20 protein-coding genes are annotated in these 26,677 nt (G+C 49.6%); 12 read left to right on the forward strand and 8 right to left on the reverse strand.

What is annotated here, in order from left to right:
* Positions 1 to 17 precede the first annotated feature (17 nt).
* The 5 genes from ACFFT4_RS18510 to ACFFT4_RS18530 all read right to left on the reverse strand — a co-directional run bounded on the left by ACFFT4_RS18510 (position 18) and on the right by ACFFT4_RS18530 (position 8,443).
* Entirely contained in the window at positions 18 to 2,282 is a 2,265-nt protein-coding gene (locus tag ACFFT4_RS18510) for a helix-turn-helix domain-containing protein (protein ID WP_378050145.1), read from the reverse strand.
* 109 nt (positions 2,283 to 2,391) lie between these two features.
* Positions 2,392 to 4,032 (reverse strand): extracellular solute-binding protein, encoded by a 1,641-nt coding sequence (locus tag ACFFT4_RS18515; RefSeq protein ID WP_378050148.1) that lies wholly within the window; start codon positions 4,030 to 4,032, stop codon positions 2,392 to 2,394.
* Positions 4,033 to 4,099: 67 nt separating this feature from the next.
* Positions 4,100 to 4,975: a carbohydrate ABC transporter permease gene (locus ACFFT4_RS18520; RefSeq protein ID WP_378050150.1), complete on the reverse strand. Its 876-nt coding sequence runs from the start codon at positions 4,973 to 4,975 to the stop codon at positions 4,100 to 4,102.
* A 15-nt stretch (positions 4,976 to 4,990) separates the two neighbouring features.
* Positions 4,991 to 5,947, reverse strand: a complete 957-nt coding sequence (locus ACFFT4_RS18525; RefSeq protein WP_378050152.1) for an ABC transporter permease — start codon at positions 5,945 to 5,947, stop codon at positions 4,991 to 4,993.
* A gap of 342 nt (positions 5,948 to 6,289) precedes the next feature.
* Complete coding sequence (locus ACFFT4_RS18530; RefSeq protein WP_378050154.1) at positions 6,290 to 8,443, reverse strand: glycoside hydrolase family 65; 2,154 nt, start codon at positions 8,441 to 8,443, stop codon at positions 6,290 to 6,292.
* Between the two features lie 164 nt (positions 8,444 to 8,607).
* On the opposite strand from ACFFT4_RS18530, the gene ACFFT4_RS18535 reads away from it, so the two are divergent.
* The 3 genes from ACFFT4_RS18535 to ACFFT4_RS18545 all read left to right on the forward strand — a co-directional run bounded on the left by ACFFT4_RS18535 (position 8,608) and on the right by ACFFT4_RS18545 (position 15,572).
* Complete coding sequence (locus tag ACFFT4_RS18535; protein ID WP_378050156.1) at positions 8,608 to 11,622, forward strand: hybrid sensor histidine kinase/response regulator; 3,015 nt, start codon at positions 8,608 to 8,610, stop codon at positions 11,620 to 11,622.
* 37 nt (positions 11,623 to 11,659) lie between these two features.
* On the forward strand, positions 11,660 to 12,817 hold the full coding sequence (locus ACFFT4_RS18540) for a response regulator (protein ID WP_378050158.1): 1,158 nt from the start codon (positions 11,660 to 11,662) through the stop codon (positions 12,815 to 12,817).
* A gap of 91 nt (positions 12,818 to 12,908) precedes the next feature.
* Positions 12,909 to 15,572: an S-layer homology domain-containing protein gene (locus ACFFT4_RS18545; protein WP_378050160.1), complete on the forward strand. Its 2,664-nt coding sequence runs from the start codon at positions 12,909 to 12,911 to the stop codon at positions 15,570 to 15,572.
* Between the two features lie 62 nt (positions 15,573 to 15,634).
* Here the strand turns inward: ACFFT4_RS18545 and ACFFT4_RS18550 are convergent, their stop codons facing one another.
* Positions 15,635 to 16,513: a helix-turn-helix domain-containing protein gene (locus ACFFT4_RS18550; RefSeq protein ID WP_378050162.1), complete on the reverse strand. Its 879-nt coding sequence runs from the start codon at positions 16,511 to 16,513 to the stop codon at positions 15,635 to 15,637.
* 290 nt (positions 16,514 to 16,803) lie between these two features.
* Between ACFFT4_RS18550 and ACFFT4_RS18555 the strand changes: the two genes are divergently transcribed.
* The 9 genes from ACFFT4_RS18555 to ACFFT4_RS18595 all read left to right on the forward strand — a co-directional run bounded on the left by ACFFT4_RS18555 (position 16,804) and on the right by ACFFT4_RS18595 (position 24,033).
* A complete protein-coding gene (locus ACFFT4_RS18555; RefSeq protein WP_378050164.1) occupies positions 16,804 to 17,268 on the forward strand; it encodes a VOC family protein in 465 nt (154 codons plus the stop codon).
* Between the two features lie 55 nt (positions 17,269 to 17,323).
* A complete protein-coding gene (locus ACFFT4_RS18560; protein WP_378050166.1) occupies positions 17,324 to 18,088 on the forward strand; it encodes a sugar phosphate isomerase/epimerase family protein in 765 nt (254 codons plus the stop codon).
* Between the two features lie 46 nt (positions 18,089 to 18,134).
* The gene (locus ACFFT4_RS18565) at positions 18,135 to 19,493 is read left to right on the forward strand and encodes an ABC transporter substrate-binding protein (RefSeq protein WP_378050168.1); all 1,359 of its coding nucleotides are present in this window, start codon (positions 18,135 to 18,137) and stop codon (positions 19,491 to 19,493) included.
* 71 nt (positions 19,494 to 19,564) lie between these two features.
* The gene (locus tag ACFFT4_RS18570; RefSeq protein WP_378050171.1) at positions 19,565 to 20,446 is read left to right on the forward strand and encodes a carbohydrate ABC transporter permease; all 882 of its coding nucleotides are present in this window, start codon (positions 19,565 to 19,567) and stop codon (positions 20,444 to 20,446) included.
* 1 nt (position 20,447) lies between these two features.
* On the forward strand, positions 20,448 to 21,236 hold the full coding sequence (locus ACFFT4_RS18575; RefSeq protein ID WP_378050173.1) for a carbohydrate ABC transporter permease: 789 nt from the start codon (positions 20,448 to 20,450) through the stop codon (positions 21,234 to 21,236).
* Between the two features lie 39 nt (positions 21,237 to 21,275).
* Entirely contained in the window at positions 21,276 to 21,644 is a 369-nt protein-coding gene (locus ACFFT4_RS18580; protein WP_378050176.1) for a tautomerase family protein, read from the forward strand.
* 59 nt (positions 21,645 to 21,703) lie between these two features.
* On the forward strand, positions 21,704 to 22,792 hold the full coding sequence (locus tag ACFFT4_RS18585; RefSeq protein ID WP_378050178.1) for a Gfo/Idh/MocA family protein: 1,089 nt from the start codon (positions 21,704 to 21,706) through the stop codon (positions 22,790 to 22,792).
* Complete coding sequence (locus ACFFT4_RS18590; protein WP_378050180.1) at positions 22,789 to 23,532, forward strand: SDR family NAD(P)-dependent oxidoreductase; 744 nt, start codon at positions 22,789 to 22,791, stop codon at positions 23,530 to 23,532. Before ACFFT4_RS18585 ends, ACFFT4_RS18590 begins: the two co-directional genes overlap by 4 nt.
* A 39-nt stretch (positions 23,533 to 23,571) precedes the next feature.
* Entirely contained in the window at positions 23,572 to 24,033 is a 462-nt protein-coding gene (locus tag ACFFT4_RS18595) for a VOC family protein (RefSeq protein WP_378050182.1), read from the forward strand.
* Between the two features lie 95 nt (positions 24,034 to 24,128).
* Here ACFFT4_RS18595 and ACFFT4_RS18600 read toward each other — a convergent pair whose 3' ends face one another.
* Together ACFFT4_RS18600 and ACFFT4_RS18605 are read right to left on the reverse strand one after the other, a co-directional pair.
* Entirely contained in the window at positions 24,129 to 24,722 is a 594-nt protein-coding gene (locus ACFFT4_RS18600; protein WP_378050184.1) for a hypothetical protein, read from the reverse strand.
* Between the two features lie 1,495 nt (positions 24,723 to 26,217).
* On the reverse strand, positions 26,218 to 26,304 hold the full coding sequence (locus ACFFT4_RS18605) for a putative holin-like toxin (protein WP_378050191.1): 87 nt from the start codon (positions 26,302 to 26,304) through the stop codon (positions 26,218 to 26,220).
* Between the last annotated feature and the right edge of the window lie 373 nt (positions 26,305 to 26,677).

Here is a 26,677-nt window from a genome sequence, read left to right on the forward strand (position 1 = left end):
TCTCTCCTTCTGCATCGTTATGGAGCACCCGTGGATTCGTCTTCCTCAAGGCCGTCCTTGTACGGCGTCTGCATACGGCGAAAATCGCTTGGCGGGAAGCCGAGCTTTTTCTTAAACGCCCGGTTGAACGAGAAATATTGCACGTATCCGGTGCGCAGCGCGATTTCCTGAATCGGGAGATCCGTCTCCTCCAAGAGCCGCTTCGCGTTCCCGATGCGAACTTCCGTGACGAAGTCGACGAAGTTTTCCCCGATTTCATCCTTGAACAGCCGGCTGAGGTAGCTCTTGTTAATGCCGAACTCCTCGCCGAGCAGCTGCAGCGACAAATCCGGATTGCCGTAATTTTCTTTAATGTAATCTTTCACCTGGTGCATCAGATTGCGCTGGCTTCGATGAGTGCGCATTCCCTTCCATTTCGCGGCCACTCCTTCGAGCAGCACCACATACTGCCGCTGGATTTCCTCCAGCGAATCGAACGTTTCGAGCGCCTTCGTCATCGGCTCCAGCGCATCCTGCTGCCATATGTCCACGTACTCGGCCGGGAATTCGGACAGCTCGCGCGTAAAGGTGAAGGTCATATAATAAAACAGGTTTTTCAGCTCGTCATGCGTGTACAGCCCACGGCCGATCGCCGTAAACAGGAACCGGAACTCATGGCTCCAGCTCTCGCTTCCGCTCTTGAAGGAATGGACGAGCGTACGGATCAGCTGCAAAATGTCGTATAGCTCGGTTTCCGTCTGTCTGGCGATACCGGCGTAGTCGATTACGCGGTTGTTGCCGAGCGCCGATCGGTACTGCACCGCTTTGACCGCCTGCACATAGGAGACTCGGATGTCCTCCGCACGGTCGATAACCGTGCCGATACCGATCGTCACCGTGAAGGCCAGGTTCGTCTCCACCCAGGATCGCGCGCTTTCGCAAATGGAGCTGATATCCGCCTGCCGGATCTCCTCCTCCGCCCCGAACAAGATGCCGAGCTTGTCCCCCGTCACCCATTCGCTCCATATGCCGATCCCCTGCTGCTCCGCCGTTTCCTTTAGCACATTGGTGAGCACGAATTTCAGCAGCACCTGGTCCCGCTTCGAATAATCTCCGGAGAAATCGCCAATCCGGTCGATTTCGAGATGCGCGGTGCCGAAGATCAGCCATTTGGCGAAAAGTCCGAACTGCCGAATTTCCTCGAGCAGCTCCTCATTGTCGATTTGCCGGTCTCCGGTCAGCAGCTCGTTGAAAAAATGCTTTTGCTTGTACGGCAGATTCGAATTGCTCTCCGTCTGGTACCGGTTGGCGAAGTCGATGACCCGATCGACCGCCGCGTCGACATATTGCACCAGTTCCTCATTCGGCTGGCTGCCAAGTCTGCCGTTCAGAAATTCCGTGATCCGGTTAATGCTCGCATCGATCGGGCGCGCGTATCGTTTGGACAAATAAATAATGCCGGCCGATGCGACCAGAACCATGAGAATCCCGATCACAATCCAGCTGTAATACAGCTCCGAGAAAATGCCGTAATGGTACGTATCCTTGATGCCGCTATAGAACGTCCAGCCGGTCGTTTCGAGCTTCAGGGAGTGAATATCCCGGCTGGCCTGCTCCTTGCTCTGGCCGATCAGCCGGCCGGTCTGATCCGCGAGCTTGATCGAGCTGATCGACCCTTCGGAAATGCTTTGCAGCCATGCGGCAAGCTCGGATACATCAAAATTGACGACCAGAATACCGCTTGGTTCGGTCAGGAGAGGCACCTTCTTGACGAGCGATACGACTTCGATATTGAACGGCTGCGAATCGAACTGTTTGTAGGAGCGGATGCTCGTCCATAGGTTCGGCAGCAGCTGTTTCTGCTGCTCCTGCACGAACGCCCGGTCGCCGAACTCGGCGAGCGGCAAGTAGGTTTCCGTTCCGAGCACCGACATATCGGCGTTCCGGTAGAAATAAATCGATTGGATAAACGGAAAACCCGCTTTGATCTGCCGGAAGCGGTCCGCTATTTTGCTGCGGAGCAAATACGGATTGACATCCTGGTCGTACAGCTGGAACATGTATTGGTTGAATTCCCGGTTGTTGAGAATCTCCGCGTTGACGTTCTGATCGATATTCCCGAGAATCGAACTCAGCTGCAGCATACTGTATCGTGTAAACGCCTCGTTGGCTCTTACGGTCTGCTGTTGGGACAATTGGCTGATCGTCATGAAGAAGACGAAAAACAGGACGAAAGCGAGCAAATACACAATCGGCAAATAAGTCGTCACCAGACGGTAAAACCAGGAGCGTTTTTTTCGCACGTTTTCTCCTCCACGAGCTCATCTTGAAACGGGGAAACGGCGAAGCCGACCCGAGGCGATAGCACAAGACTGCCGGCGAGAATCCGCCGACAGCCGCCTATACAATATACTAACTGCTGAAGTCCATGGTCAATATGTCGTCTTGTGTGGCTATCGTATCTTTATTGTTCTCGTACCAATCCTGATACCAGGCCTCGAGCTTATCCCCATCGGACTTTTTCCACAGGTTCATGGCATCCGCTTTCGCTTGCTCCGTCGTATAAGAGGTTCCGCTTACAATCGCTTTGTTCCAAAGATCCTGAATCGGGTTGCCTCCGTCCAACAGGTTTTTGGAGATGAATTGCATGTCGGCCGGCAAGGTCGGTAAAAATCCGGGCAATGTGATCACCGCAAGCGGACGTTCTTTCGTAATGTTGAGACTGAAAATTTGCTTCCCGAGATCGTAAAGCTCCTTCTCGAACGGCTTGCTTTGATCAAAGCTCAGGAGTGCGGTGTCGAACTCGTTATTGACGTATTGTCCGCCCAGCATGCGGAAGTCGCCGAGCCAATCCAGCTCCTTCTTGTTTTTCTCCGCGTCGATCGGCACTTCTTTGCCGTCTTCCAGCTTGTAGTGCGTCCCTTCGATGCCGGAATACGTCGTTTTCACCCATTCCGGGGAGCTCAAGTAATCGATCATTTTGATCGCGGCTTCCGGATCTTCCGTCTTGGCGTTCAGCATGCCCGTCATTTGCACCGGCGTATTAAAGTCCGGCGAGAAGTGGCCGAAGGGGCTGGCCGGGAGCGCGATGGCGGTCAGCTTGGCTTCCGGCACGTTTTTCCTGAGCGTTTCATACAAGGACGTGAACACTTTATACGAGCCCGCCGCCGTGTAAATGCCCGTCTTGCCGGTGACGAAATCCTGCTCCGCCTTCTTCCCGTTCTTGTCGTTCAGGAAGTCCTTGTCGACGATTCCGTCGTCGAACAGTTTCTTGCGGAAGGCGTTCGCCGCTTCGGCGCGGTCCCAGTCCTTGACCAATTTGCCGTCCTGGAGAATCCAGTTCACATTCTGGAACATCTGGTCGATCGAATTGCCGCCGCCGACCAGATTGATGCCATACGTATCTTTTTTCCCGTTGTCGTCGGGATCTTGCGTTGCGAACGCCGCGGCGACCTGATACAGCTCGTCCACCGTGGTCGGCGCCGTCAGATTCAGCTTGTCCAGCCAATCCTGACGAATGACCATATACATATTAGGCACATAGCCCAGAACGCGGCCAACCTCGTACAATTTGCCGTCGTCGTGCGTGCCGAGCTTCTTGAGCAGCGGGAACTTGACCATGAGCTCCTTGTAGGTCGTACTGTATTCCTCGATCAAATCGTCGATGGGCATAATCTGCTTCTGCAAATAAAGCTGATTGCGGAAGCCGGGGTCATATTCCAGGATCAGATCCGGAGCCGAGCCCGAGGCGACCAGCGTATTGAGCTTCTGGACGGATTCTCCCCGCGGAATCGGAACGACCTTGAGACTGATACCGGTTTTCTCGGACAGAAACTTCGTCCACAGGTTGTTTTCCGGCGTCCCCACGTCCGGCGCAATGCTGCCGCGGTCGTAGAACGACATCGACATGGAATGATTGGCCGCGGATGAGGACGAGGACGGAGAGCCGGACGACTTGCCGGATTCCGCCGATTTGCCGTTGGAGCAGCCGGCAAGCGCCATAACCGCTGCCATCACGGCGAGCGTGGAGAGGGACAAAGCTTTTTTAATCATGATAGATGACCTCCTGTTATTCTAATTTATACAAGCAGTCTTCCTAGAGGAAGACTTACTTCTCCGGTTACCCTTTCACCGAGCCGATCATGACGCCCTTCACGAAATACTTCTGCAGGAACGGATAGATCACGAGCATCGGCACGATCATGACGAACACGCCCGCGGCCTTGATCGATTCCGGCGTGATCGAGTTGAGATCCTCCGCCGACGTATTCGCGACTTCCTGCAGCAGCTGCTGACTGGAGATCATCTGTTGGACCAGCACGGCGAGCGTGTTTTTGGTGGAATCGTTGATGTAGATCATGACGCTGAAGAACGCGTTCCAGTATCCGACGCCGTAAAACAGGGTGAGCGCGGCAATTACCGGGAGCGACAGCGGCAGGATGACCTGGAGCAGCATTCTCATTTCGCCGCAGCCGTCGATGCGGGCCGCCTCCTCGATCTCCTCCGGAATGCCGTCCAGAAAAGTGCGCATAACCAGCATGTTGTACACGCTGATAAGGCCGGGCAGCCAAAGTGCGCCATACGTATTGACGAGCCCAAGCGACTTGACGACCAGATAGGTCGGGATCAACCCTCCGCCGAAAATCATCGTAAAGACGATCAGGAACGTGAAGAACCGGCGGCCGTACATATATTTTCTGGATAAGGGATAGGCGCACAGGATCGTAAACAGCATGCTGAGAAGCGTACCGATAACCGTAACCTCAATGCTGTTGCGCGATGCCTGCAAAATGTGCGTACCGGTAAACAGCTTGTAGTACGTCTCGAAATTCCATCCCACGGGCCACAGACCGACGAAACCGGAAAGGATCGCGTCATTCGTACTGAGCGAAAGCGCCAGCATGTGGATCATCGGGATTACGCAGCTAAGCCCGATCAATCCGAGCAGCGTATAATTGAAGGCATAAAACAGCTTTTCCGTAAACGTAGCTTTCATGACGCATTCTCCTTTCTACCAGAGTCCATTGCCGGCCCGTTTGGCAAGCAGGTTGGCGGAAAACACCAGCACCAAGGCGACAATCGATTCGAAAAAGCCCATTGCGGTGGCAAGGCTGAACTGCCCGCCGTTAATGCCCACGCGGAAGTTCCAGGTGGAGATGACATCCGCGATGCCGGATACCGCCGAGTTTTTCAGCACGTAGATCTGATCGAAGCCGACCTCCATGAAGTGCCCTACCGACAAAACGAACATGATCGCAATGGTCGGCATAATCGAAGGCAGCGTGATGCTCCAGATTTGCCGCAGCTTGCCGGCACCGTCCATGCTTGCCGCCTCGTACAAGGCGGGATTGACGGCCGCGAGCGCAGCCAAATAGATGATGGCGCTCCAGCCGGCTTCCTTCCATATGCCGCTGCCGACGAAGATGGCCATCCAGGAATGCTCTTTGTACAGGAACGGATAAGCTTCGCCGGTCCATCCGGTGATGAAGTAATTCAGCACTCCTTTCTCCTGGGCAAAAATCAGGGCAATGATGCCGCCGACCGTAACCCAGTGCAGGAAGTGAGGCAAATATACGAGCGTCTGCACCAGCTTCTTGAACCACATTCTCCTCGCTTCATTAAGGAATATCGCGAGCAGGATTGGGAACGGAAACCCGACGACGATCTGCAAGAAACTGAGCCAGAATGTATTGCGGAGAATGTTCAGCATCTGCGGCTGAGAGAACAAGATTCTGAAGTTATCGAACCCGACCCAAGGACTGCCGAACACTCCGTCTGCGAAATTGTAATTTTTGAACGCGATAATGAGCCCGCCCATCGGGGCGTACCGGAAAATCAGAAATTGCGCGAGCGCTGGCAAGAACATCAGAAAAATCGGTATGTTTTGGCGCAGTCGTCTGCGGTTGAACGGTTGTCTGCGAAGCGGGGGTTGTTCTGCGATTTTTGCGTGACCCGTTATGGTGCCCATCCTCCCTTGCGTTGTCGGTCCAGTCTGGCTGCTGATTGCCTTCTCACCATAACCCGACCGCCGAGAAGGCCGCAATTCACCGTTATTTGGCGCATCACATTTCTTTGGATTCGGGGGCGCTTCACCTTTTTCGCAGAGCTGACGTTTTTAACAAGATTAACCGCGGCACAGCCGATAAACATAAGAAAGAAGCTATCCCACAAGCAGAGGTGTACAAGATGTTCGATAAAAAAGAAGAAGCATCTATCGAAAGGAGATAGATGCGACTTACATCGTTCCATCGATCATTGCTCAATACAACTCTTTTACTTATGGAACAGCCTCATTTTGTTGAAGTCTCGCCTATGCCGAGAAGGAAAAGCCTTCAGCTCTAACCTCCCAACCGCCGTCCTGCGGAAAGCCATTGTTCGCCAGCATGACCGCCACTGCGAATAACAAGGAGCCGTTCCCCGGCAAATATAAAGGCAAATCCGTTCGGCCCTTCTGATAGTTGTTTCCGCTCGCTACATAACTGTTTTTGGCGGTTTCCATAAGCAGCATGTCAACGGCTTCCTCGCGCCTGCCGATCGCCGTCAAAGCCATGGCGATGAACGCAAAGTCCCACCCCCACATGGTCGAGAAATCCCAGATCCGCTTTACCTTTTCATAAGTTTTGGCAACAGCGTCGGGTCGGTCGGGCTCGTTCGGAATAAAGCCGTATCCGAAGAGCATGGATGGATGGTCCCGATTGAAATGCTCAAACGTGTCCGGACAGTTTTCATGCGCCAAATACAAGCCGTCCTTAATCGGCAGCTCGGCAAGCCCTTCGCATACCCTCGTCCACATGGAGCCATCGTGATTTAATTCTTTCGCCCATGCGGCTGCGGTATGGAGCCCGAACCGCCAGTAAGCCAGCTCGAACGTCGGGTTTTTGGTGATTTCCGGTTTATGTTCCTCCTGTGCGGGGATCAGGGGCATGGATAAATCGTATTTGCCCGTTTTCGGGTTTAACTGCGCGAAATCCTCCATGAAGTCGGCGGTTTCCTTCATCAACGGCCAGCATTTTTCCATAAACGCTTCTCGTTCTTTGCCTTGTTTGGCAGCCCGCAGCAGTTCCAGCATATGGATGACGTGCGGCTGCTGCCAGATTAACAGCGTGCCGATCGGCGATGGGCTTTCCTCGCCGTTGTAAGAAATCATTTTCGGCCAACGCGCCCCCTTGTAGCCGTTGCGTGCCGCGTTCTCCTTCGCTTTATCCAATATTTCGAAGTACCACGCCAAGCTTCTTTCCAGCCATTCACCGCGCCCCCATAGAGCGAATTGCGCGCTGTGAATAAAATGCATTTCCAGATGAAACTTGCCGTACCAGCTGTTGCACATGAGCCCCGTTTCCTGCGGCGGCAGATCGCCCGCCGAATGTACGGCGGTCAAATATTGCGATAATACGATGCGGCGTTCCAGTTCCATGGCACGCGGTTCCGTACATGACGAGAAATCCACCGCAGCCCCCTTCTGCCAATAGGCGGCCCAGCCCTCGGCGGCATCCGCGACAACTTTGTCGAAATCCCAAGCAGAGGCGTCCTGCGCTCCCGTCTCATTTTCGAAAAAACCCAATGCGAATTTGGCTTCTCCGCGATCCAATGCGAGACTAAGCGTGTGCTTGGCGCCGGGCACAAACAAATCCTCACCGAAGACTCTGACCAAATAGCGATCCTCGTCCAATTTCCGCTTGATGATGCTTCCGTCGATCTCCGTAGTGTGGCCTTCCGGGTTAGCCCAATGGCTCCCATTCGTTTCATGAGACGCGTAAGGGAAGGAGATTTCGATATCCAGCTTGCTGCCCGCCGGGCAGGTTACGTGAAATCCCAGGACATCTGCGCTTTGGGCGCACGCCGTAACGACAGAGACTTGATCGCCTAGTACGTTAAAACTGCTGCGCAGAATTCCGGAATATAAGTCCAATTCCTGCCTGACCTCCGAGATTTCCGAGGCCTGAATCGCTTTACCGTTGCGACTGAGCGATATTTTGGCCAGATTGAACTTATGGGGATTATGGCGCAACCAATCGTATACTTCCTCATTACCGGGCTTACGCTCAACGGCATAACGATACTTTCTCCCATTCAAGTCGTATTCCGTCATTTGCAGATCGTCTAACGTATACTTGCCTCCATGACGATTGGGCTTGGAATGCCAGCCCCATTGAGACATCGTACATAAAGGCGCATGGGCCTTGTCGTACTCATGATATAAGGTCTGAAGGCCCGTTACATCGGCTGTAAAAGCAAAATTCCCATTCCCTAGCGAAATGGGGCTTTCCAAATCGATTTCCGTCAGTACCGGATTGTGGCGTCTCGCCAGTTCTTTCCTGTCTATCAACGTTTTCATCTCCAGTTGCTGTTGGATTAATGTACAGGCTTTAATAAAGAAAGCGGTGTTATTGCTCGTAATAGTTATTAACAAGTAGACTATAGCAGTTTGTAATAAATAATCAATGTCATACGACAGAAACGGCAAGGATTCCTGGCCGCTCTCTGTCGAATAAGTATGAGGCCGCTTGATCGACCGGCGATCCTCCACATTCAAATTGAGAGTAGGATGATATGACTTATTTTCGAAGCCGTTATTTCCAAATACTTATGATTGCTGTCTTGTCCTTAACACTGACAGGAGCAACCCTCTTGGTCGTCTTGAAGCCGGCTCAGCGAAGCTCGCTGCCGCTGGCGGAGCAAGGGGTGATGGATTTGACGCAATGGGACTTTCAACGAGACGGCACGATCAAGCTGGTCGGGGAATGGGACTTTTACTGGCACCGTCTTCTCACGAGCGAGGACTTTGCAGAGCCGGGCTCCCTTAAGCCGAGCGGGTATGCCGATATGCCGAATGTCTGGAATCCATACCGGATAGACGGGAAGCGTTTGCCTGGATACGGGTATGCGACGTATCGCCTGAAGCTGAGGATGGACAGTATACCGAGTACGTTGGCGCTGAAAATTCCGATCATCACGACGGCGTATAGGGTGATCGTTGACGGTCAGACAGTGGCTGCAGGCGGACAGGTGGCGGAATCGAGAGAACGGGCTATCGCGGATTATGCGCCGCAAACCGTTGTTATTTACCCTGCCGCTCGCGAGTTTGACATAATCGTGCAAATCTCGAACTATTTATATCCCCAGGGCGGCATGTGGTATGGAATGGAGCTGGGCACGGCGGAACGGGTCGCAGCTTCGGACAGAAGCGAATTTGCCTTGAAAATGATCGTTCTGGGCAGTACGTTCATACTCGGACTCTATCATCTCGTTATATTTATTCTGCGACGGTCCAACCGGGCGCCTCTGTATTTTGGACTGATTTGTTTGCTTGTTGCCATACGGCTGCTGCCGGTGAAGGATGGATTCGGCACGCTAGGGTTCCCTGAGCCCGATATCCGCTTGATCCTTTTTTTCGAGCATATGACCTATTACGCAGGCATCACTTGCGCCACGCTGTTCAGGCGCGAGCTGTACCCGGATGAGTTCTCGAAGAAAGCGGTAAGACCGTTTGTTTGGATCGGCTGCGGATTTATCCTGGCCGCGGTCGTTTTTCCTGCTGAAATCTATACCCGATGGAGCAACTTGTTCTATTCCTTTGCTTTCTTAAGCATTGCCTATCATACATGGGGCCTTCTCGCAGCGATATGGAGAAAACGGGATGGCGCATGGCTGCATACGATCGGCTCGCTTGTTGCGGGGGCGGCGATCATTCACGATACCCTGTTCTTGCAAAGCCCGCATCAGTATCAGGGACTGGGTCAGCCAATCGTCCCCTATGGGTTAATGTTTATGATGTTCTTCGAAGCGATCGGCTTGGCCAGGCGGTTCTCGAATGCATTCCGGACGATTGAAACGATGTCGGACAAACTGATTACCCTAAACCGACAAAAGGACGAATTTCTCGCGAATACCTCTCATGAGCTAAAAACGCCGCTTCACGGTATCCTCAACCTGTCGCAGTCCGTGCTGGAAAACGGGACAACGAATTTAGGCGACGTGCAGCGGGATAACCTGGGGACGGTTGTGTCGGTTACGCAGAGGCTGAGCAGCTTGATTAACGATATTCTTGATTTCTACAAGCTGAAAAACAGCGATATCCTTCTTTATCGGCGCAGCGTGGAAGTGCAAGGCGCGATGACCGCCAGTCTGGAAGTGCTGCGTCATTATATCGGAAACAAACCGATCCGCCTCGAGCTTCGGCTGCCGGACGGGCTTCCGCAAGTGTTTGCCGATGAAAACCGGCTTTTGCAAATTCTATATAACTTGATCGGGAATGCGATCAAGTTCACGGAACGGGGAGAAATTATCGTATCGGCGCGAACGGAAGGGGAGCATCTTCGTATCTCCGTGTCCGATACCGGAATCGGAATTGCTCAGGATAAGCTCGACACGATCTTTCAATCCTTCGAACAGATCGGAACGTCCGTGGCTCAGGAATATGGCGGAACCGGACTCGGACTTAGCATTACGAAGCGGCTGGTCGAGCTGCATGGCGGTACGATCGCGGTTACATCCGAAGCAGGCAAGGGATCTACGTTCTCGTTCACAATGCCTATAGGGAAGGAGCGGGCGGAGAACGCCTCCGAGCGCTGGAACGGTGCTGCTCCGACAGAAGAGCTCGGGATAACCGAGCGCGAAATCGCCGCGACCGAAGAACAAAGGCCGAGCGCGGATAGCCAATATACGATTCTGGCGGTGGACGACGACCCGGTTAATTTGCAAGTCATCATCGGAGCCTTGTCGATTGAACCGTATGAAGTGCTTGTTGCCCGCAACGGCGAGAAAGCGCTAGCCCTGCTGGAACGTCATCCGCAGATCGATCTGGTTATTCTCGATGTGATGATGCCGGGGTTGTCGGGCTATGAAACCTGTCGAAGAATTCGTCGGAGGTTCTCGCTCTCCGAATTGCCTGTACTGCTGGCGACAGTGAAAAATGAGCCGCAGGACATGCTGAATGGCTTCGATGCAGGAGCCAATGATTTTTTGTCGAAACCGTTCCATACGTATGAACTGCGGGCGCGCGCGAGAACGCTGCTCGATATGAAACGGTCGGCTGAGGAGGCGATTGTCTCCGAAGTCGCTTTCCTCCAGGCGCAGATTAAGCCCCATTTTCTGTATAACGCACTGAACACGATTGTTTCGCTGTCGCTAGACGAGCCGAGAACCGCCTACAATTTGCTGATCAAGCTCAGCCGTTACTTGCGAAGCAGCTTTGATTTTAAGAATAAGGAAAAGTTGGTGCCGCTCGGCAAAGAACTGGAACTCACGGAAGCCTATTTATTTATCGAGAAGGCCCGATTTGGAGATCGGCTTCACGTGATCTATGAGGTGGACGAGAGTACGGACTGCATGCTTCTCCCCTTAATGCTTCAGCCCATCGTGGAAAATGCCGTTCGGCACGGGGTCATGAAGCGGAAAAAGGGAGGCACGGTCCGGATAACGGTACGATCGGAAGAAGGAAATGCAATCCTGACGGTCGAGGACGACGGCAAAGGAATGCCGCAATCGCTGCGGGATACGCTGTTAATGGAGAAAGGGCTTGGCGGTATAGGGTTAAGGAATATTCACCATCGAATGATGCGCATGTACGGCCACGGGTTGGAGATAGAGAGCGAACTGGAGAAAGGTACAAAAGTGACGATCCGGGTTCCAGTCAACAGATGACGGAGCGATCCTTCAATTCAAGCGAGGTGGAGAGGATATGATTCGGGTAATGGTCGTGGATGACGAGTCTCCGGCTTTGAAACAGGCGGCTCAGGTGCTGAAGACGTTTACGGATGTGCAAATCTGCGGTTTGTTTACCGATATTGACAGGTTTATGGAGCAGTTGTCGGCGGAACGGGTCGATCTGGTGCTGCTGGATATGGAGATGCCTGACATCCACGGATTGCAATTAGCGCGGAGCATTCAAGCCTTCAATCCGGACATCTCCATTGCCTTCGTTACCGCCCATGATGAATATGCGGTGAGCGCATTCGATACGGACGCCATGGATTACCTCTTAAAACCGCTTGAAGAAGAACGTCTGGAGAAAACGCTGCAACGTTTCCGGCAGAGGAGACAGCGTATAATCGACAACGCAAGCGACAACGTTGGAGCGAAAGGGGCGTCGATTCGTTGTTTTGGCCGGTTTACCCTAATGACGAACGATGGAGACAGGGTGAAATTCCGTAATTCCAAGTCGGAAGAATTGCTGGCCTACTTGATTCATTACCATGGCGAACAGGTCGACAAAGCGCAGATTATGGAGGCGCTGTGGTATGGCCAAGATTTTATTCGGACTCAGGCTAACCTGTATACTACCGCTTATCAGCTGCGTAAAGACCTGGAGGCGTACGGTTTGTACGATGTGATCGAGCAATCCAAGGGGGGCGGAGGGAGCTACAGATTGCGGCTATCCCCGGACATTAGTGACGTCTATGCGTATGAGAAGGCCCTTCAGATCATCAGGAGCGGAGGGTTCGACATTATTCGCGCCGAGCAGGCCGCAGAGCTTTATCGAAGCGGATATTTGAAAGAACATGATTACGGTTGGGCCGAGCAGCGACAGACCGAGTTGGAATTTAGTTATTCGGAACTCCTTGAGGGGATAACCAACCATTATTTGCAACAGAAGAGCTATCGACGCGCCCTGCAAGTCGTTCACAAATGGGCGAACCGATACCCCTATAATGAATCTATCCATGGTAAAATGATCGCGCTGCTTCTGCTCATGAACAACGCCAAGGAAGCCCGCAGCTATTACGATAAAGTTAGCGAGGAAATCTTTAAGAATGAACTGGGCATTGCCCTTGATCTGGATTATACAACGATCGTTTCGAATCCCTATGCGATGTTTGAACTAACGCCGGACAGCTAGACGCTGCGCCGGCTTTTTTCTTTTTAGTTTGCTTTTAGGTTGGGGGATTATACTGGGTTTGAAGGAACTATGGGAGAGGAAGGATTGTCATATGGCGAATGTCTCGCGTTGGAAAAGAGGGCTTGTCTCTTTCCTTGCAGTTGTCGTTTTAATGCCAGGTTTTGCGGTCGTTAATGGAGGTACGGATACGTCTAAGCCCACCGCTCCCAATATGAACTCCATTGCCGAATATAAGGATATACCGAATCAGGCTTATTACTCGCAAGCCTTGCAGGTATTTACGATGCTTGGGACAATTGCCCCTTCCCCGGAAGGAACATTCGATCCGCAGCATCGGATGACGCGCGGCGAGTTTGCTGCGCTGCTGGCAGCGGCCTTATTCCTTCCAGACGATACGGCGACTGCCGCTTTTACCGATATGGGGAACGATCAACCGAATGCCGGGGCCGTTAATGCCTTGTATGCCAAAGGAGTCATTAAGGGATTTGCCGACCGTACGTTTCGACCTGACGAACCGATCACGCGCGCTGAAACGGCGGCAATGCTGGCCAAATCTTTCGAATTGCCCGATATGCCTGACAGGGCGGCGGAATTCCGCGATATTCCATCGGGTGCCTGGTACGCCGGCGCGGTCGGTGCGTTGATCAATTATCGGGTAATTACCGGACGCTCCGCTCATCTGTATGCTCCAGACTCGGTCGTTACCAAAGCGGAGAGTATCACCTTTTTATATCGCAAGCTCTACCGCGTTTTCCGCATCGATCGGATTTCGGACGGCAGCGTGACCATTGACGGAGAAGACTACACCGTGTCGGAGTCGTTAGCCGGACTGTTTCAGCCCTCCAATCGGGACGCTTTAATGCATGCCAAAATTAATTTTACGCCGCGGGATCATCGAATCCTTTCCATAGAAGGCTTAGAATTGACCCCCAACAATCCGCAGGCGGAATCCGCAGATGTCGTCGAATTCAACGGCGGAGGATCAACGATTAACGGTTCATTAATCGTAGGCAGAGACAAGGTCAAGTTGTCCAATCTCACCATAAAGGGCGACGTATTCATAACGGAAAACGTCAAGCATCAATTATTTACGGACCAGCTTGACGTTGAAGGGGACACCTATTTACTTGCCAATCCGAGCGCGCAGCCTGAAGACGAATTGAGGTTAACCTTTAATAAAACCTCTTTCGGAACGCTGCTGATCTCCAGGAACGTCCGCTTAAACCAGGCAGTGGATGACGAGGGAACGAAGGCCGATACGAATAGCGCACAAGCAGCCAGTAAAAAGAGGGCCAAAGAAGTGAACGCGTCAGCGGTCACTTCAGATCAAATCAACAGCTTATACATCGCTTACTTTGGTCGTCCAGCCGATATGGAGGGTTTGTCCTATTTTCAATCGATCCTGGAATTCGACAACTTGAGCACAAGTATTATCAACTCGATTTACAACAATCTTTTCAGTGGGGATTGGAACAATGACAGCATGAGTTATTGGTCGTCGGCCATCCTGAATGGCGGAGTATCAAACGCAATTCTCGCATTCGCACAGTCCTTAGAAAATTTAGGGAATTCCGTAACCGCGTTAATCTCAAATATATCTGTCGCACAAGTACATTTGGATAGCGGGAATTTCAATATCACGGCTGCCGGTAATACCGATTTAACAGTGGGGATGCTTGCGACGGTGTCCAATCTCGTATTGAATCATGCGGCGACACTTCATCTCACCGGCAGTATAGAAAATGTCAGTATTCAGAACATTGCCGGTGATGCGCCCTCCGATACAAGTACCGAACTAACGGGCAGCGGCACAATCGCCTCCTTAACCGTCACGGATACAGCAGACTTAATAAAGCTTGGCAATCTGATAACGATCAACAATCTCGTGCCTCCTGCGGGCGTGAGCGCTAGTCAATTGATCAGCAATTTTAATGAAATTTCTTCGCAAGTCAAAAACATTAATGGGCAGCAGAATCCAACGAATGTTGTTTATGGCTCCAGCCCTTCAAGCAACAATGGCAATCCGCCTGCAGCAGCGATCCCAACCGTCACAAGCGTCACTTACTCTATAGCCGAATCCGGGGGAGGGTTAACCGGCACTTTCACGGCTCACGCCAGTCATGCAGTCAAATTGTATTACGTATTCAGTCCGTATGAGGATTCCTCGGCGCCAAGTGCCGCACAAGTAAAAGCCGGTCAAACTGCCGGCGGCAACCCGCCTGCGAATGGGAGTACAGGAAACGTTGCTGCAGCGTCCGGTCAAGCTGTTTTCAATATTCCAAACCTGGCGGCCGGCGAATTCAATACGATTCATATCGTCGCAGAAAATGTGAACGGCGTGCTTTCCGCGGTGAAAAGCCTGATCTTCAAAGCCGAAGATGCTGCGCGCCCCATGGTGGATCACGTTTCTTATTCCACTGCGGAAGGCCTGTTCAAAAGAACGGATGTAACCTTTACTGTAGATACCAGGAATACGAGCACTTTGTATTATGTTATTCTATTCCCGGGTACGGAAGGCAACAGCGATGCTCCAAGCGCAGAGCAAATTAAAGCGGGCCATTCCGCATCGGGCAATCCGCCTGCGACGAATGGAAAAGCTGGGTCGGTGAGTGCAAGCTCAAGCTCCGTACCCTCGATATTTACAGTCGAATTAATCTCGTTGCTCACCTACAATGTTTATTTTGTCGCGGAGGACTCGAACGGTGTGCTTTCAATCCCTTACTCGCAGGAAATATCCACACCTTTGTGGCCTTGATTGTTAGGGTGAGAGTCGGTTTCTCCAAATAGAAGGATAATGCCCCTTCCCTTGGGGCTAACTTATGGATGGCTCTGAAATGCGTTATCAATCATCGTTTCCCTGAATTCGCTAGGGGAAATCCCTTTTATTTTTTTAAAACAACGGTTAAACGAAGAAACGCTTGAAAATCCCGAGTCAAATGCAATATCAGTTATACGAGCGTTTGGATTCAAAATCAAAGATTCCGTCCTCTTGATTCGTTCGGTAGTCAGGAAATCTATAAACGTCATATTCGTAAATTTATTGAACATACGCGAGAAATAGTATTTGCTAACCCCTATGTGATGAGAAACATCGTCGAGTGTAAGGGGGCTTGTGCAGTTTTGCGAGATGTAAAGGCAAGCCTCCGCCATTAACTTGGTAGCCTTATAATCCGATCTTGCATCACCTGAGAAGCCTTCTTTCTTCGCATTGACGCAGTAGCGTCCGAGCATGACAAAAAACTCCAGAAGAAGCGAATAAATACGCACTTCGTTAAAAAGAGCGTCGGAATCATAGAGGTCGGGCAATTGTTTGATTAGTATGATCATTCTATCGGCATCAACATTTGAGGGGTCATATTTAATGCAATGGTACTGGTAAAAGATTGATATGTTTGTATTAAAATCACTCATGATCATCAGTAAATCAAGAGGGAATTGGACAATTATAAAAGCGTTTTCATCTATATGATCAAAACAGTGCAAGTCACCAGGGTAGATAATGACCAGGTCATTCGTTTTAAGAACATGTTTGGTGTAATTAATCGTTACTTCATTATTATCGTAAAGGCTGACAAGGATCTCGATAAAAGGATGCCAATGCATCTTGCCGGAAAAATGGATATCGATCTTTTTGGATACATTAATTTTCTTCCCATTATTGAAATTCAACTTCTCGAAATAATTATTCAAATGCATATTCGCCCCCCCTGCCTGGTTATATTGATGAAGCTTTCGATAAGGCTAGGCTATCATTTACGATGTAAAAGAGCAACAATTGAGAGGTCAAAATAATGAAAACGCATACATGTCGGATGGAATGCTCTCGTATCAACGTTTTTACGGGTTACAGTCTTTTCAGTGGGAGAAAATTCTAACAAAATATGCGCAGGTAATACACAATTTTCAAAGAGCGAGTTACATGTAAAATTGATAATTTATAGACAAGAAAAAACATATTGGATTTTAGTCTTGAAAGGAGACTTCAAATGTCTGGAGTACTGGGAACGAATTTGGTGGTGCAGGTTGGATTAATCGTTAAGGATGTAGAGGAAACAAAGAAAAAGTGGGCCGAGTTTTTAGGTGTTGCCGTTCCCGCGACGCAGCCTATTGGCGATTACGCGGTGACAGGAACAGAGTTCAACGGCGAACCCGCTCCCAATGCCTATTGTTGGATGGCTTTCTTCGATGTCGGTCCGGGAATGCAGCTTGAACTGATTCAGCCTAACGAAGAACCTTCCACATGGAGAAACTTTCTTGAGGAGAAGGGCGAGGGCATTCATCACATTGCATTCCAAGTTAAGGATTCAAAGTCTGCAACTGCAAGTGCCGAAGCCGCTGGTTTAAAGCTCGTTCAAAGAGGCGTTTATGGCGATGGCAGCGGTGAATACAATTATTTTGATGCCCCGGATCTGAAATGTGTGATTGAAATCCTCGAGAGTTACAAAAAGTAAGATGAGACTTGGGACATCTTCGCCATTAAACCACAGTAGTCCAACGGAATGGGCTGTGAAACATAAAGCCTTAGGACTTGGCGCCGTAAATTTCCCGCTCTCTTACGAGAATGATGACGCACTTATCGACGAGTATGTTAAGGAAGCCAACAAAAACGATCTGATCATCGCAGAGGTTGGAGTTTGGCGCAATACATTGGATTTAAATGAAGATGCACGTACAGAGGCGATTAAGTACGCCGTCGGGCAGCTTGAACTTGCTGATCGGATCGGCTCCCGCTGTTGTGTGAATATTATTGGCGCCAGAGGCCCTCGCTGGGACGGTGCTTATAAAGATAATTTCACGAAGGAAACATGGGAACTGGCTGTAAAGACGATTCAGGAGATCATCGATGAAGTAAACCCTAAGAATACTTTTTTTACAATCGAGTCCATGCCATGGATGTTCCCGACCGGACCGGACGAATATCTGCAGCTGCTTGAGTCTGTGGACAGAGATAGATTCGCGGTTCATATGGACATTTTCAACTGGATAACGACACCGAGAAGATATTTCTTCAATGAGGAATTTGTATGCGAATGCTTCGAGAAACTAGGCAAGCATATCAAGAGCTGCCATCTGAAGGGCGTCAAGATGGAGGACGAGTATACGCTGTTCTTTAGGGAAACCAGTGCCGAGAACGGGGGGATAAATACCAAGCACCTCATCGAGCAAGGATTATCCTTTGATGCGAATATGCCGTTTATCATAGAGCATCTTCATACGGATGAACAATATTTGAATAGTGTCGCGCACATAAAGTCGCTAATGGCGCTCTAAGCGTTCATTAATAGCAACAACTATAAAGTGGAAAGGGTGAAATAGAATGAAAAAAACAAAAGCGGTCATGGTTGGCTTAGTTGCTCTAATGCTAGGAATGACATCTGTACTAACAGGATGCGGCGGCAGTAAAGAGACAAAAGACACTTCATCTGAAACGAAAGGCGAAGTCGTGTGGTGGGGGTGGACGCCGGGTTCCCCAACGAATGAACAATACATTGCGGAATTTAACAAAGAATATCCGGACATCAAAGTGACGTGGAAACAAACCTCGATCGACGCTTATGACGCGGCTCTCAAACCGGCATTGGCCAATGGCAAGGGCGTCGACGCTTTCGAGGTTTCGGCGGGCTCGGGTAATGGCGGCATTCAAATTTTCGGAGGGCAAGCCATTGACTTGACTGACGCTGTAAAAAAGGCCTTAGGCGAAGACTATAAAGACAAGCTCAACGAGGCATCCATCACCACAATGACGGTCAACGGCAAGTTGAAGGCATTAGGCGTCGGAACCGTATATTCCGGAAACATTTGGATTAACCAGGATCTATTCGATAAATATAACGTGAAAATCCCTACTAATCTTGCCGAGTGGAAAGAAGCTTGCGAGATTTTCGAGAAGAACGGCCTCTATGGTTTTGTGCAAGGAGCAGGTCAAGGCGCGTTTAACATCGATACTTTCCATGCAATCGCTGACAATGTAATTCCTGGTAATTTTACGAAGGCAACAAGAGGCGAAGTTCAATGGACCGATGAATCGATCGTCAAAGCGCTAGAGCTATGGAAAACGTTGTTCGATGACGGCATTATGCAAAAAGGCGCTCTTGGACTTCAACAATATCCAGAGGCCAACAACTTATTCATGTCTCAGAAGGCTGCTATGGTTATGATGGGCTCTTGGTATACATCCAACACTTTGCCAGACACGATGAAGTCTGCTATTGAGTCCGCAGCTTCCAAAGAAGAGCCGTTCACCATGATTCCAATTCAATTCCCTGACATTGCAGGAACAGGAAATACGGGATCCATGTTCGGCGATCTGGACTATTCGACTGCAGTGTCGGCCACATCGAGCAATATTAAAGCCGCAACTACGTTTGCCGTGTGGCTTGGGACCTCTCAGAGCGGTCAACAGATTATTGCGGATTCCTTAAACGTCGTTCCTTCTCTCAAATCGGCAACTCCGAATTGGGACAACGTAAAACTCGTAAATCCCGAAAAACAAAACGAACCCGTCAAAAAATATCTGGAGAACGCAATGAACAGCGGCGATAACCCTCGTTTTGGAGGAATAAACGCGGATATGAACCAAGCGTTGACGGATGTATTGGCCGGCGTGGCAGGAGGAACGATCACTCCTTCCAATGGCGCTGCCCAGCTTGCAAAGACACAAGCGGATAGCGAGTAGGGGATCATATTCTGATAGGGGCCTAGTCATGCTAGCGCCCCTATCCTTTAGAGTTTAGGAGACCTGTAAACATGGAGAAGAATAATATATCGAGATCCACGACGATGAACGGACTTCCGTGGATTCTTCCAGCGTTTATTTTTGTTGCGGGGCTTATCTATTATTCGATATTTTATACGTTCAAATTGTCTACATTAGATTGGAATGGGCTTGATCCCATTCAGACCACTGTAGGGATGAGCAACTATGATAAGGCGCTTTCCGACTGGATTTTCTGGAAAGCGATCAAAAACACGGTTGTTTTTTTCCTGGTTACCTTTTTGATTCAAAACTTTTTGGGCTTTATATTTGCCGCCATTTTGCATTCGGAAGTAAAGCTGGCGACCTTGCACAAGTGCTTGATTTTTATACCGACGATCTTAGCCCCCGCGACTATGGCGCCGGTATTCAGATTGCTATTCTCGCCTCAGGGAATGCTGCAGGATCTATTCGACACGCTTCATTTGGGCATCACCGTCGATTGGCTGGCAAGACCGGATTCGGCGCTTTTCATTCTCATGATCGTTACGATTTGGCAGTTCACGGGAATGAGCTTCATCCTATATTATGCGGCGATGAGCCAGATCGATAAAGAAATGCTTGAAGCGTCGCACTTGGATGGAGCAAGCAAGTTCAGAACTTTGTTGAGCATCGTATTGCCAAACTGCAAAAGCACGACGATTTCCCTTGCCATGCTTGGGATCATCGGTTCTTTGAAAACATTCGACGTTCCTTATCTGATTACGACCGGCGGGCCGAATCACGCAACGGAATTTTTAGGGACGTATATTTTCAAACAGGGAATAAAGCAGTCTCATCTTGGTTATGCGGCTGCCATATCGGTCATGCTCCTTATACTCGCCATTTGCGGTGCAATACTTGTAAATAGAGCCAATAAAGGAGGCGAGAAATAAGATGTTCGAAACGAGAAGTTTAAAAAGCAAAATCATATTGCAAATCGTGCTGCTTCTACTAACGATCCCTTATGCGATTCCGCTTGTTCAAATGTTTCTTGGCTCTATCGGCGGAACGGGATTTTTAAATTATAAAGCGGTTTGGGACACGGGCGTCGTTCCCATCTACTTTAGAAACTCGCTCATCATATCGACAGGCGTCATTTTGCTGGTTTATCTATTCAGTATGACGGCCGGCTTCGGGTTTGCGAAATTACGCGTATTCGGTAAAGAAGTGTTCTTCTGGTTGATTCTTGTTGCGTTAACTTTACCTGAAGTCATTTTGTTATCCCCCTTGTTCGTAACGTTTCAAAAGCTGCATATGTTTAACACCTTTTGGGCGGTCATTTTACCTACGGCAGCATTGCAGCTGCCCTTTACCATTCTGCTTGCCAGAAATTTCAACAGCGGCATTCCCAGCCAGTTAATGGAGGCAGCAAGAATTGACGGTGCGAGCGTTTTTTCGACTTTCTGGTACGTGATCCTTCCGCTTACAAGGCCAATTGCGGCATCGATTATTGTTTTGACGCTCATCAACTCATGGAACACCTATCTCCTGCCGCTATTGTTCCTGCAAAGCCCGGATATGCAGACGGTAACGCTGCTTCCGCAATACTTCCAAGGCGAGTTTACGAACGATCAGACGAAGATTCTGGCGGCAGCCGTGCTCACCGCTATTCCCGTTATCATTGTTTATTTGTTCATGCAGAAGAGTTTTGAAAAAGGCATGAGTGCCGGTGCCTTGAAATAATCGAAACCAGAGCAGATTACTAGCGAAAAGCAGGGGATCATGATGCCGTTGATTCAAGTTGACTTAATGAGGTCGGTGTTTGCGGATAAAGGAAAAGAAATATCAAATGCCATTCATCATTCGTTGGTCGCGGGTCTGGGTATGGATACGACCGATCTATTCCAGGTGTTTAGACCGCATGACGAAGGGGAAATTATTTTCTCGCCGACTTATGACAATCGCGATAGACAAGATCTGATCATCATTCGAATCACAATGGTTCAGATGTTTTCGCTTGAGCAAAAGAAACAAACCTATAAAGAACTGACAAAGCGACTCGTCGACATCGGAATCAGGCGCGATGATATTTTGGTTTGCGTTGTTGAAAACAGTGCTGAAAATTGGTCGCTCGGCGAAAGAGATGCTTGATTACTGCGGCATAAATCGTGTTTAAGGAAACTTTTTTACAGGAAGGGTTTTTGTAACCTATGGAAAACGTAAAAAAAGAATTTTTGCCGGTTAGGTCTTTTCCTGTTCAGCTGGATGAAAAGATGCCTAATACGCATAGATGGGGGATCCTTGGTGCGGGATGGATTGCAAGCTGTTTTTCCGCGCAGGTGATCAAAGCCGGCGGAAACATCGCTGCCGTCGGTTCCCGTGACTTGGAAAAGGCGCAAGCCTTTCAACGTGAGTTTCCGTCCATTCAAAAGGCGTACGGATCTTACGAGGAGCTTATGGCGGACCCTGACATTGATGTCATTTATATCGCAACGCCGCATGCGCAGCACCATGAGTGGGCGATGAAATGCTTGCAGCACAATAAGCCTATTCTGGTCGAGAAAGCATTTACGCAAAATTACAAGCAGGCGAAGGAAATTATAGATTTGGCGAAAGAGAAAAATCTATTCGTTATGGAGGCGTATTGGACACGATTTCTGCCGCATATCATCAAGGTCAAAGAGTTGATTGATCGGGGCGAAATCGGGGACATCGTTCAGATCATCGCCGACCATGGGGTTTGCTTTCCTTTCGATCCCAAACATCGCTTGTATGCACCCGAGCTTGCAGGCGGAGCTCTGCTGGACTTGGGCGTATATCCGATTTCCTTCGTGCAGTTTCTGCTCGGGAACCCAACGAGAATCATCGCTGCCGGCTCCGCGACGCCAACCGGCGTAGACTCCAACGATGCTGCCATTCTCGAATACGGCAATGGCAAAGGCGCACTTGCGTTGCTGGCTTTTGGCTCGCTCGCGTCATCTCCCGTCACCGCCGCAATCTGCGGAACCAAAGGGAGAATCGAAATTCAAAGGCAATTTTACAGGCCGTCGGACTTCACTGTTTACTATAATGATGGTTCGAAATTGGAGTATCTATCAAAAACGCATGAACATTACGCAGCTGGCCGCGACGGACTATTCGGCATGCATTTCGAAGTTGCCGAGGTGCAAAGGTGTCTTTTGAAAGGCAAGGTTGAATCCTCGGTTATGCCTTGGGAAGACACATTATCCGTGATGAAGATGATGGATGAAATGAGAAGACAGCTTGATTTCAAATATGATGGAGAGGATTTTGTATGAGAAAATTATTGGATAAAGAGTTGGTCGTCGTCACGGGTGCGGCGAATGGAATCGGCAGAGCGATCGCAGAACGTTTCATAAGCGAAGGCGCCGATTTAATTGTGTCTGATCACAATCTCGAAAACGCAAAGAAAGTATACGAGGGAAACAGTCAGGTCGTTGACATTCTCGAGGTTGATGCCACCAACGTGAATGATCTAGAAAAAATAGCGGAATCCGTTAAAAAAACAGGTCGCAAATTGAAGGCCGTTCTACCGATTGTCGGTAACGGACCGCAAAGCCCGATTCCGGAAGTCACGCCCGAGCAATTTCATTTGACCATGAACCTGAATGTTTTTTCGGCTTTTTTCACGGTGCAGAAGGTGCTTCCTTATATGTCCAATAAATCTTCCATTGTCCTCATATCGTCCATCGCAGGTTTTCAAGGCGGGAAAAACGCCATTGTCTATAATGCGGCGAAAGCAGCGGTCAGGTCTATGGCACGTTCGTTCACAGGAGAGCTTGCAGTGAAGGGGATTAGAGCAAATGCGATAAGTCCCGGTCCAACGGAGACAAAGGCGTTTACGAATTTCATACACGGCGATGAAGAACGACGAAGCCAGATCGTTTCTCAGCTCCCCATCGGGCATATCGGAAAGCCTAGCGAGATTGCGGCGATTGCCTTGTTCTTAGCGTCCGACGAATCTTCTTATGTGACAGGTGCTGAAATTATTGCCGACGGCGGTTTCACCAATCGATAGTCGAATAAAGAAAAATTGATCGTATAAAGGGAGATAGAAATGACATTATCATCTACGAAAATCGTTAAAGTTATTGTCGTAACAGACAATCTTGAAAAAACAGTATCCGCCTATAAAACTTTGCTGGGCACAGGTAAAGAGCCTGCAGGGCTTCATGCAGAGCATAAAGAGGTAAGAACGCCTTATACGAAATATAAAGGTGCCGACATCACGGATACCCCAATGAAGGTAGAGAGCGTGTTCAGCGATAACTTCTGGTTTGAAATTATCCAGCCCCTCGGAAATAATGACCCCTGGGCAGCTTGGTTAAAGGAACATGGTACGTCGATCTGCTCCATCTGTTTGTTGTCGGACGGACCTTTGGAAAATGACGAAGAAACGATGAAGAATGCAGGCTTTGAATCACTATTTAAACAAGAAAAAGGCTATGAGGCGTATGAATACTTCGACACATCCAATGCTCTTGGCGTTTTGGTTGAGGTTAAAGAGCAGTATAAATAAAGGAAAAGAGGTGGCGAAATCGTTTGCCACCTCTCCCTCTTTAGTCCGCTACCATTCACCAACCAGCCTATCCGATAGTTGAATCCCCCGGAAATCTACTCAAGAGCTTCGAGTTCTTCGCGAATCGAAGTCAGCTTCTGCATCCCCTGATCCAGTATTTCTTTGGGCGGCTGAAATCGAATGTCCAGCTTTTTGCCCGATCTGCTAATTCTCCAGTCTCGTAATGCTTTATCAAAAAACAAATCATAAGTTTCATCTAAATGTTGACCCAGGTCCGCTAATTGTTCTTTATTCATTAACGGTAATTTGTATCTGAATTGATCAACCATTTCCTTGTACTCTCTGTCAAACTGTTGAATGATTTCTAAATAATCATCGTAAAGCTCATAGTCTGATTGCACCCCATATGCAAAATTCATAATAATCGGTTCCCGAGGCACGGCCAATATCCAATATAGACCGGATTGTTCTTCAGTAATAGGGAGATGCTCCCCCTCTTTCGCTGCCAGTTCTTTGACAAATGCCCTGAAGTATCCTAAATCCTTTCCCCTTTCAACATATTCATTCAAGAGAATTCCCTTTTCCAGTGCAGCTTGATTGGACTTACGGTCAAAATACATTTTCAACAAAACCGCATTTGCTAAAAGCGAAAGGATCAGACAAAAAACGATCGCACTATTCTTATGCATTTTCTCTCTCCCCGATTTCTAACATATTGAACCGTATAAGGCCATAGAGGATAAACGGTAAGGTGATCTATTAACATACATCGCGATTAACTACAAGAGAAAGCAAAGACCCACCCCAAGGTTAGCGCCAAAGGTGGGTTCTTGTCACTCATTAACTTGAAGGGCATTCCCCTCCAAGCCAATTGTATAGGCCGAGTGTTCGCGCACTCGGTCTTTCTATTGCGATTTTAACATATGCGTTATTGCACAAACAAGTGATTTAATACAGCAACCGTTATCTTAGAAAAAAGCCAAAAGGGGACCGCAACAGCCCCGCCTTCCGGCAATCTGTCACAGCCTTAAAACCCGTATCTGCAACTCGCAGGCGAATCCCCTCATCCGATCCGTGTGCGAAGCCTACATGGGGCTTGCTCGCATTGGCTTGGACACGAACGATCTGGACAACGCTCTTGCGTATGCGCGGCAAGGCACGCGATTCGCGAGATTTCTGGAGAACACCGACAGATTCGTCGTTTGCAGGCTGCTGTTGATACGCTTAGCGATCGGCTTTTCCTCGCTTTAAGCAGCGTCAAAGGGCATATTCAGCATATTTTCGCCAAATTTCAAGCAAGACGACGCACGGAAGCCGTCGCCCGCGCCCGCGAATTGGGATTGATATCGCTATAACCCTACTTTAGTAGTTACCCGCCGTGCTCCCGGTATCGTTACACTTGCCTTGCAATCAGTCGAGATACAAGTGAGAAACGGGGGAGCCGGTTCATTCATGAACAATTTGGCGAAAATAGGCGGGGTGTCCGCGCTAATCAATGCAACGGCTTATATCGTGGGGATCGGGATGGCGTTAACGGTTCTGTCGCCGTTTATCGATGCCGATACCGCGATGCCGATACCGATAAGTATGTGGATTTCTTGGCTAACCACGAGACGATGATTCTCTTATGGTACTTGTTAATCTATTTGATAGCTTCTTACTCCCCCACGAACTCCCATGCTCGGAAAGTTCCGAAACAAAAAAATGGGGGTTCGGAGTAGCGCGGCGGGAATGCCTCCGAGGATATGCCAACGCTCATGTGCAATGACCTCCCTTGGCTACGCTTGGGAGGACTTGTGGAGCAGGAAGCCCTTGGAGAACGGGGCTTGAGCGGCAATCCGGTTTGAGCCGGGGCAAATCATCCACCTGTGGCTGGGTCAAGCCGAACGGAACGTTAACAAAAGGCCAAGTGAAGCAGGGTAGCATCCGGAGGGCGAGGGGCTATAACCCTGCCCCTCACTTTAAACGGCCACCTGGCTCCGAGGGTTTCTGTAACTGTTCGTTTGGTTCTTTCATACAAAGAAATAAGGACGGTTGCGCGTATATACGTGTGCAAGTATAATAAAACTATAGAAGGAGCCGTGCGGCTAACACGACTCCTCCTGGCACAGTAGCCGCTTCAAAGGCGGTCGGCTTCAGGAAAACGGATAGGGAAATAGACCGCATTCCTTGCTACGGGGCGGTCTATTTTCGTGTTGTGGACAGCAGCGCAACGATCAGCAAACCGAATGTCAGCATGATCATTAGTGCTTCGTACACTGTCACGGGCATCCCTCCCTTCGCGAGAGGTAGCCGACCGCCCTTGCAAACCGTTCTACGTGCTTGTCCAATTATAGCATATTTTGTCTGTTCACTGGTAGACGAACAAAGGAAATTCTAAGGTGTTTGACCTCCCGGTGGACGTTTGGCAACAAGGCGCATGATACCATTCAACAACCACCTGCCCCGACCATCCAACTGTGGCTGGCTCCGGGGTTCCTGCAACCATTTTCAGTGAGTTCTTGTTTGCAAGCTGTTGACAGAAAAGCCCAAAGAGGGCCGCAACAGGTCATTCTCTCGTAACCTGTCACAGCCCCATACTCCGCGTCCCACGCGGTCTTCCCGCTCTTACTCTTCCCCCGTCGCAATCGGATTCTCCTCATAC

It is taken from the genome of Cohnella cellulosilytica, assembly GCF_042431195.1.
Taxonomy (GTDB): domain Bacteria; phylum Bacillota; class Bacilli; order Paenibacillales; family Paenibacillaceae; genus Cohnella; species Cohnella cellulosilytica.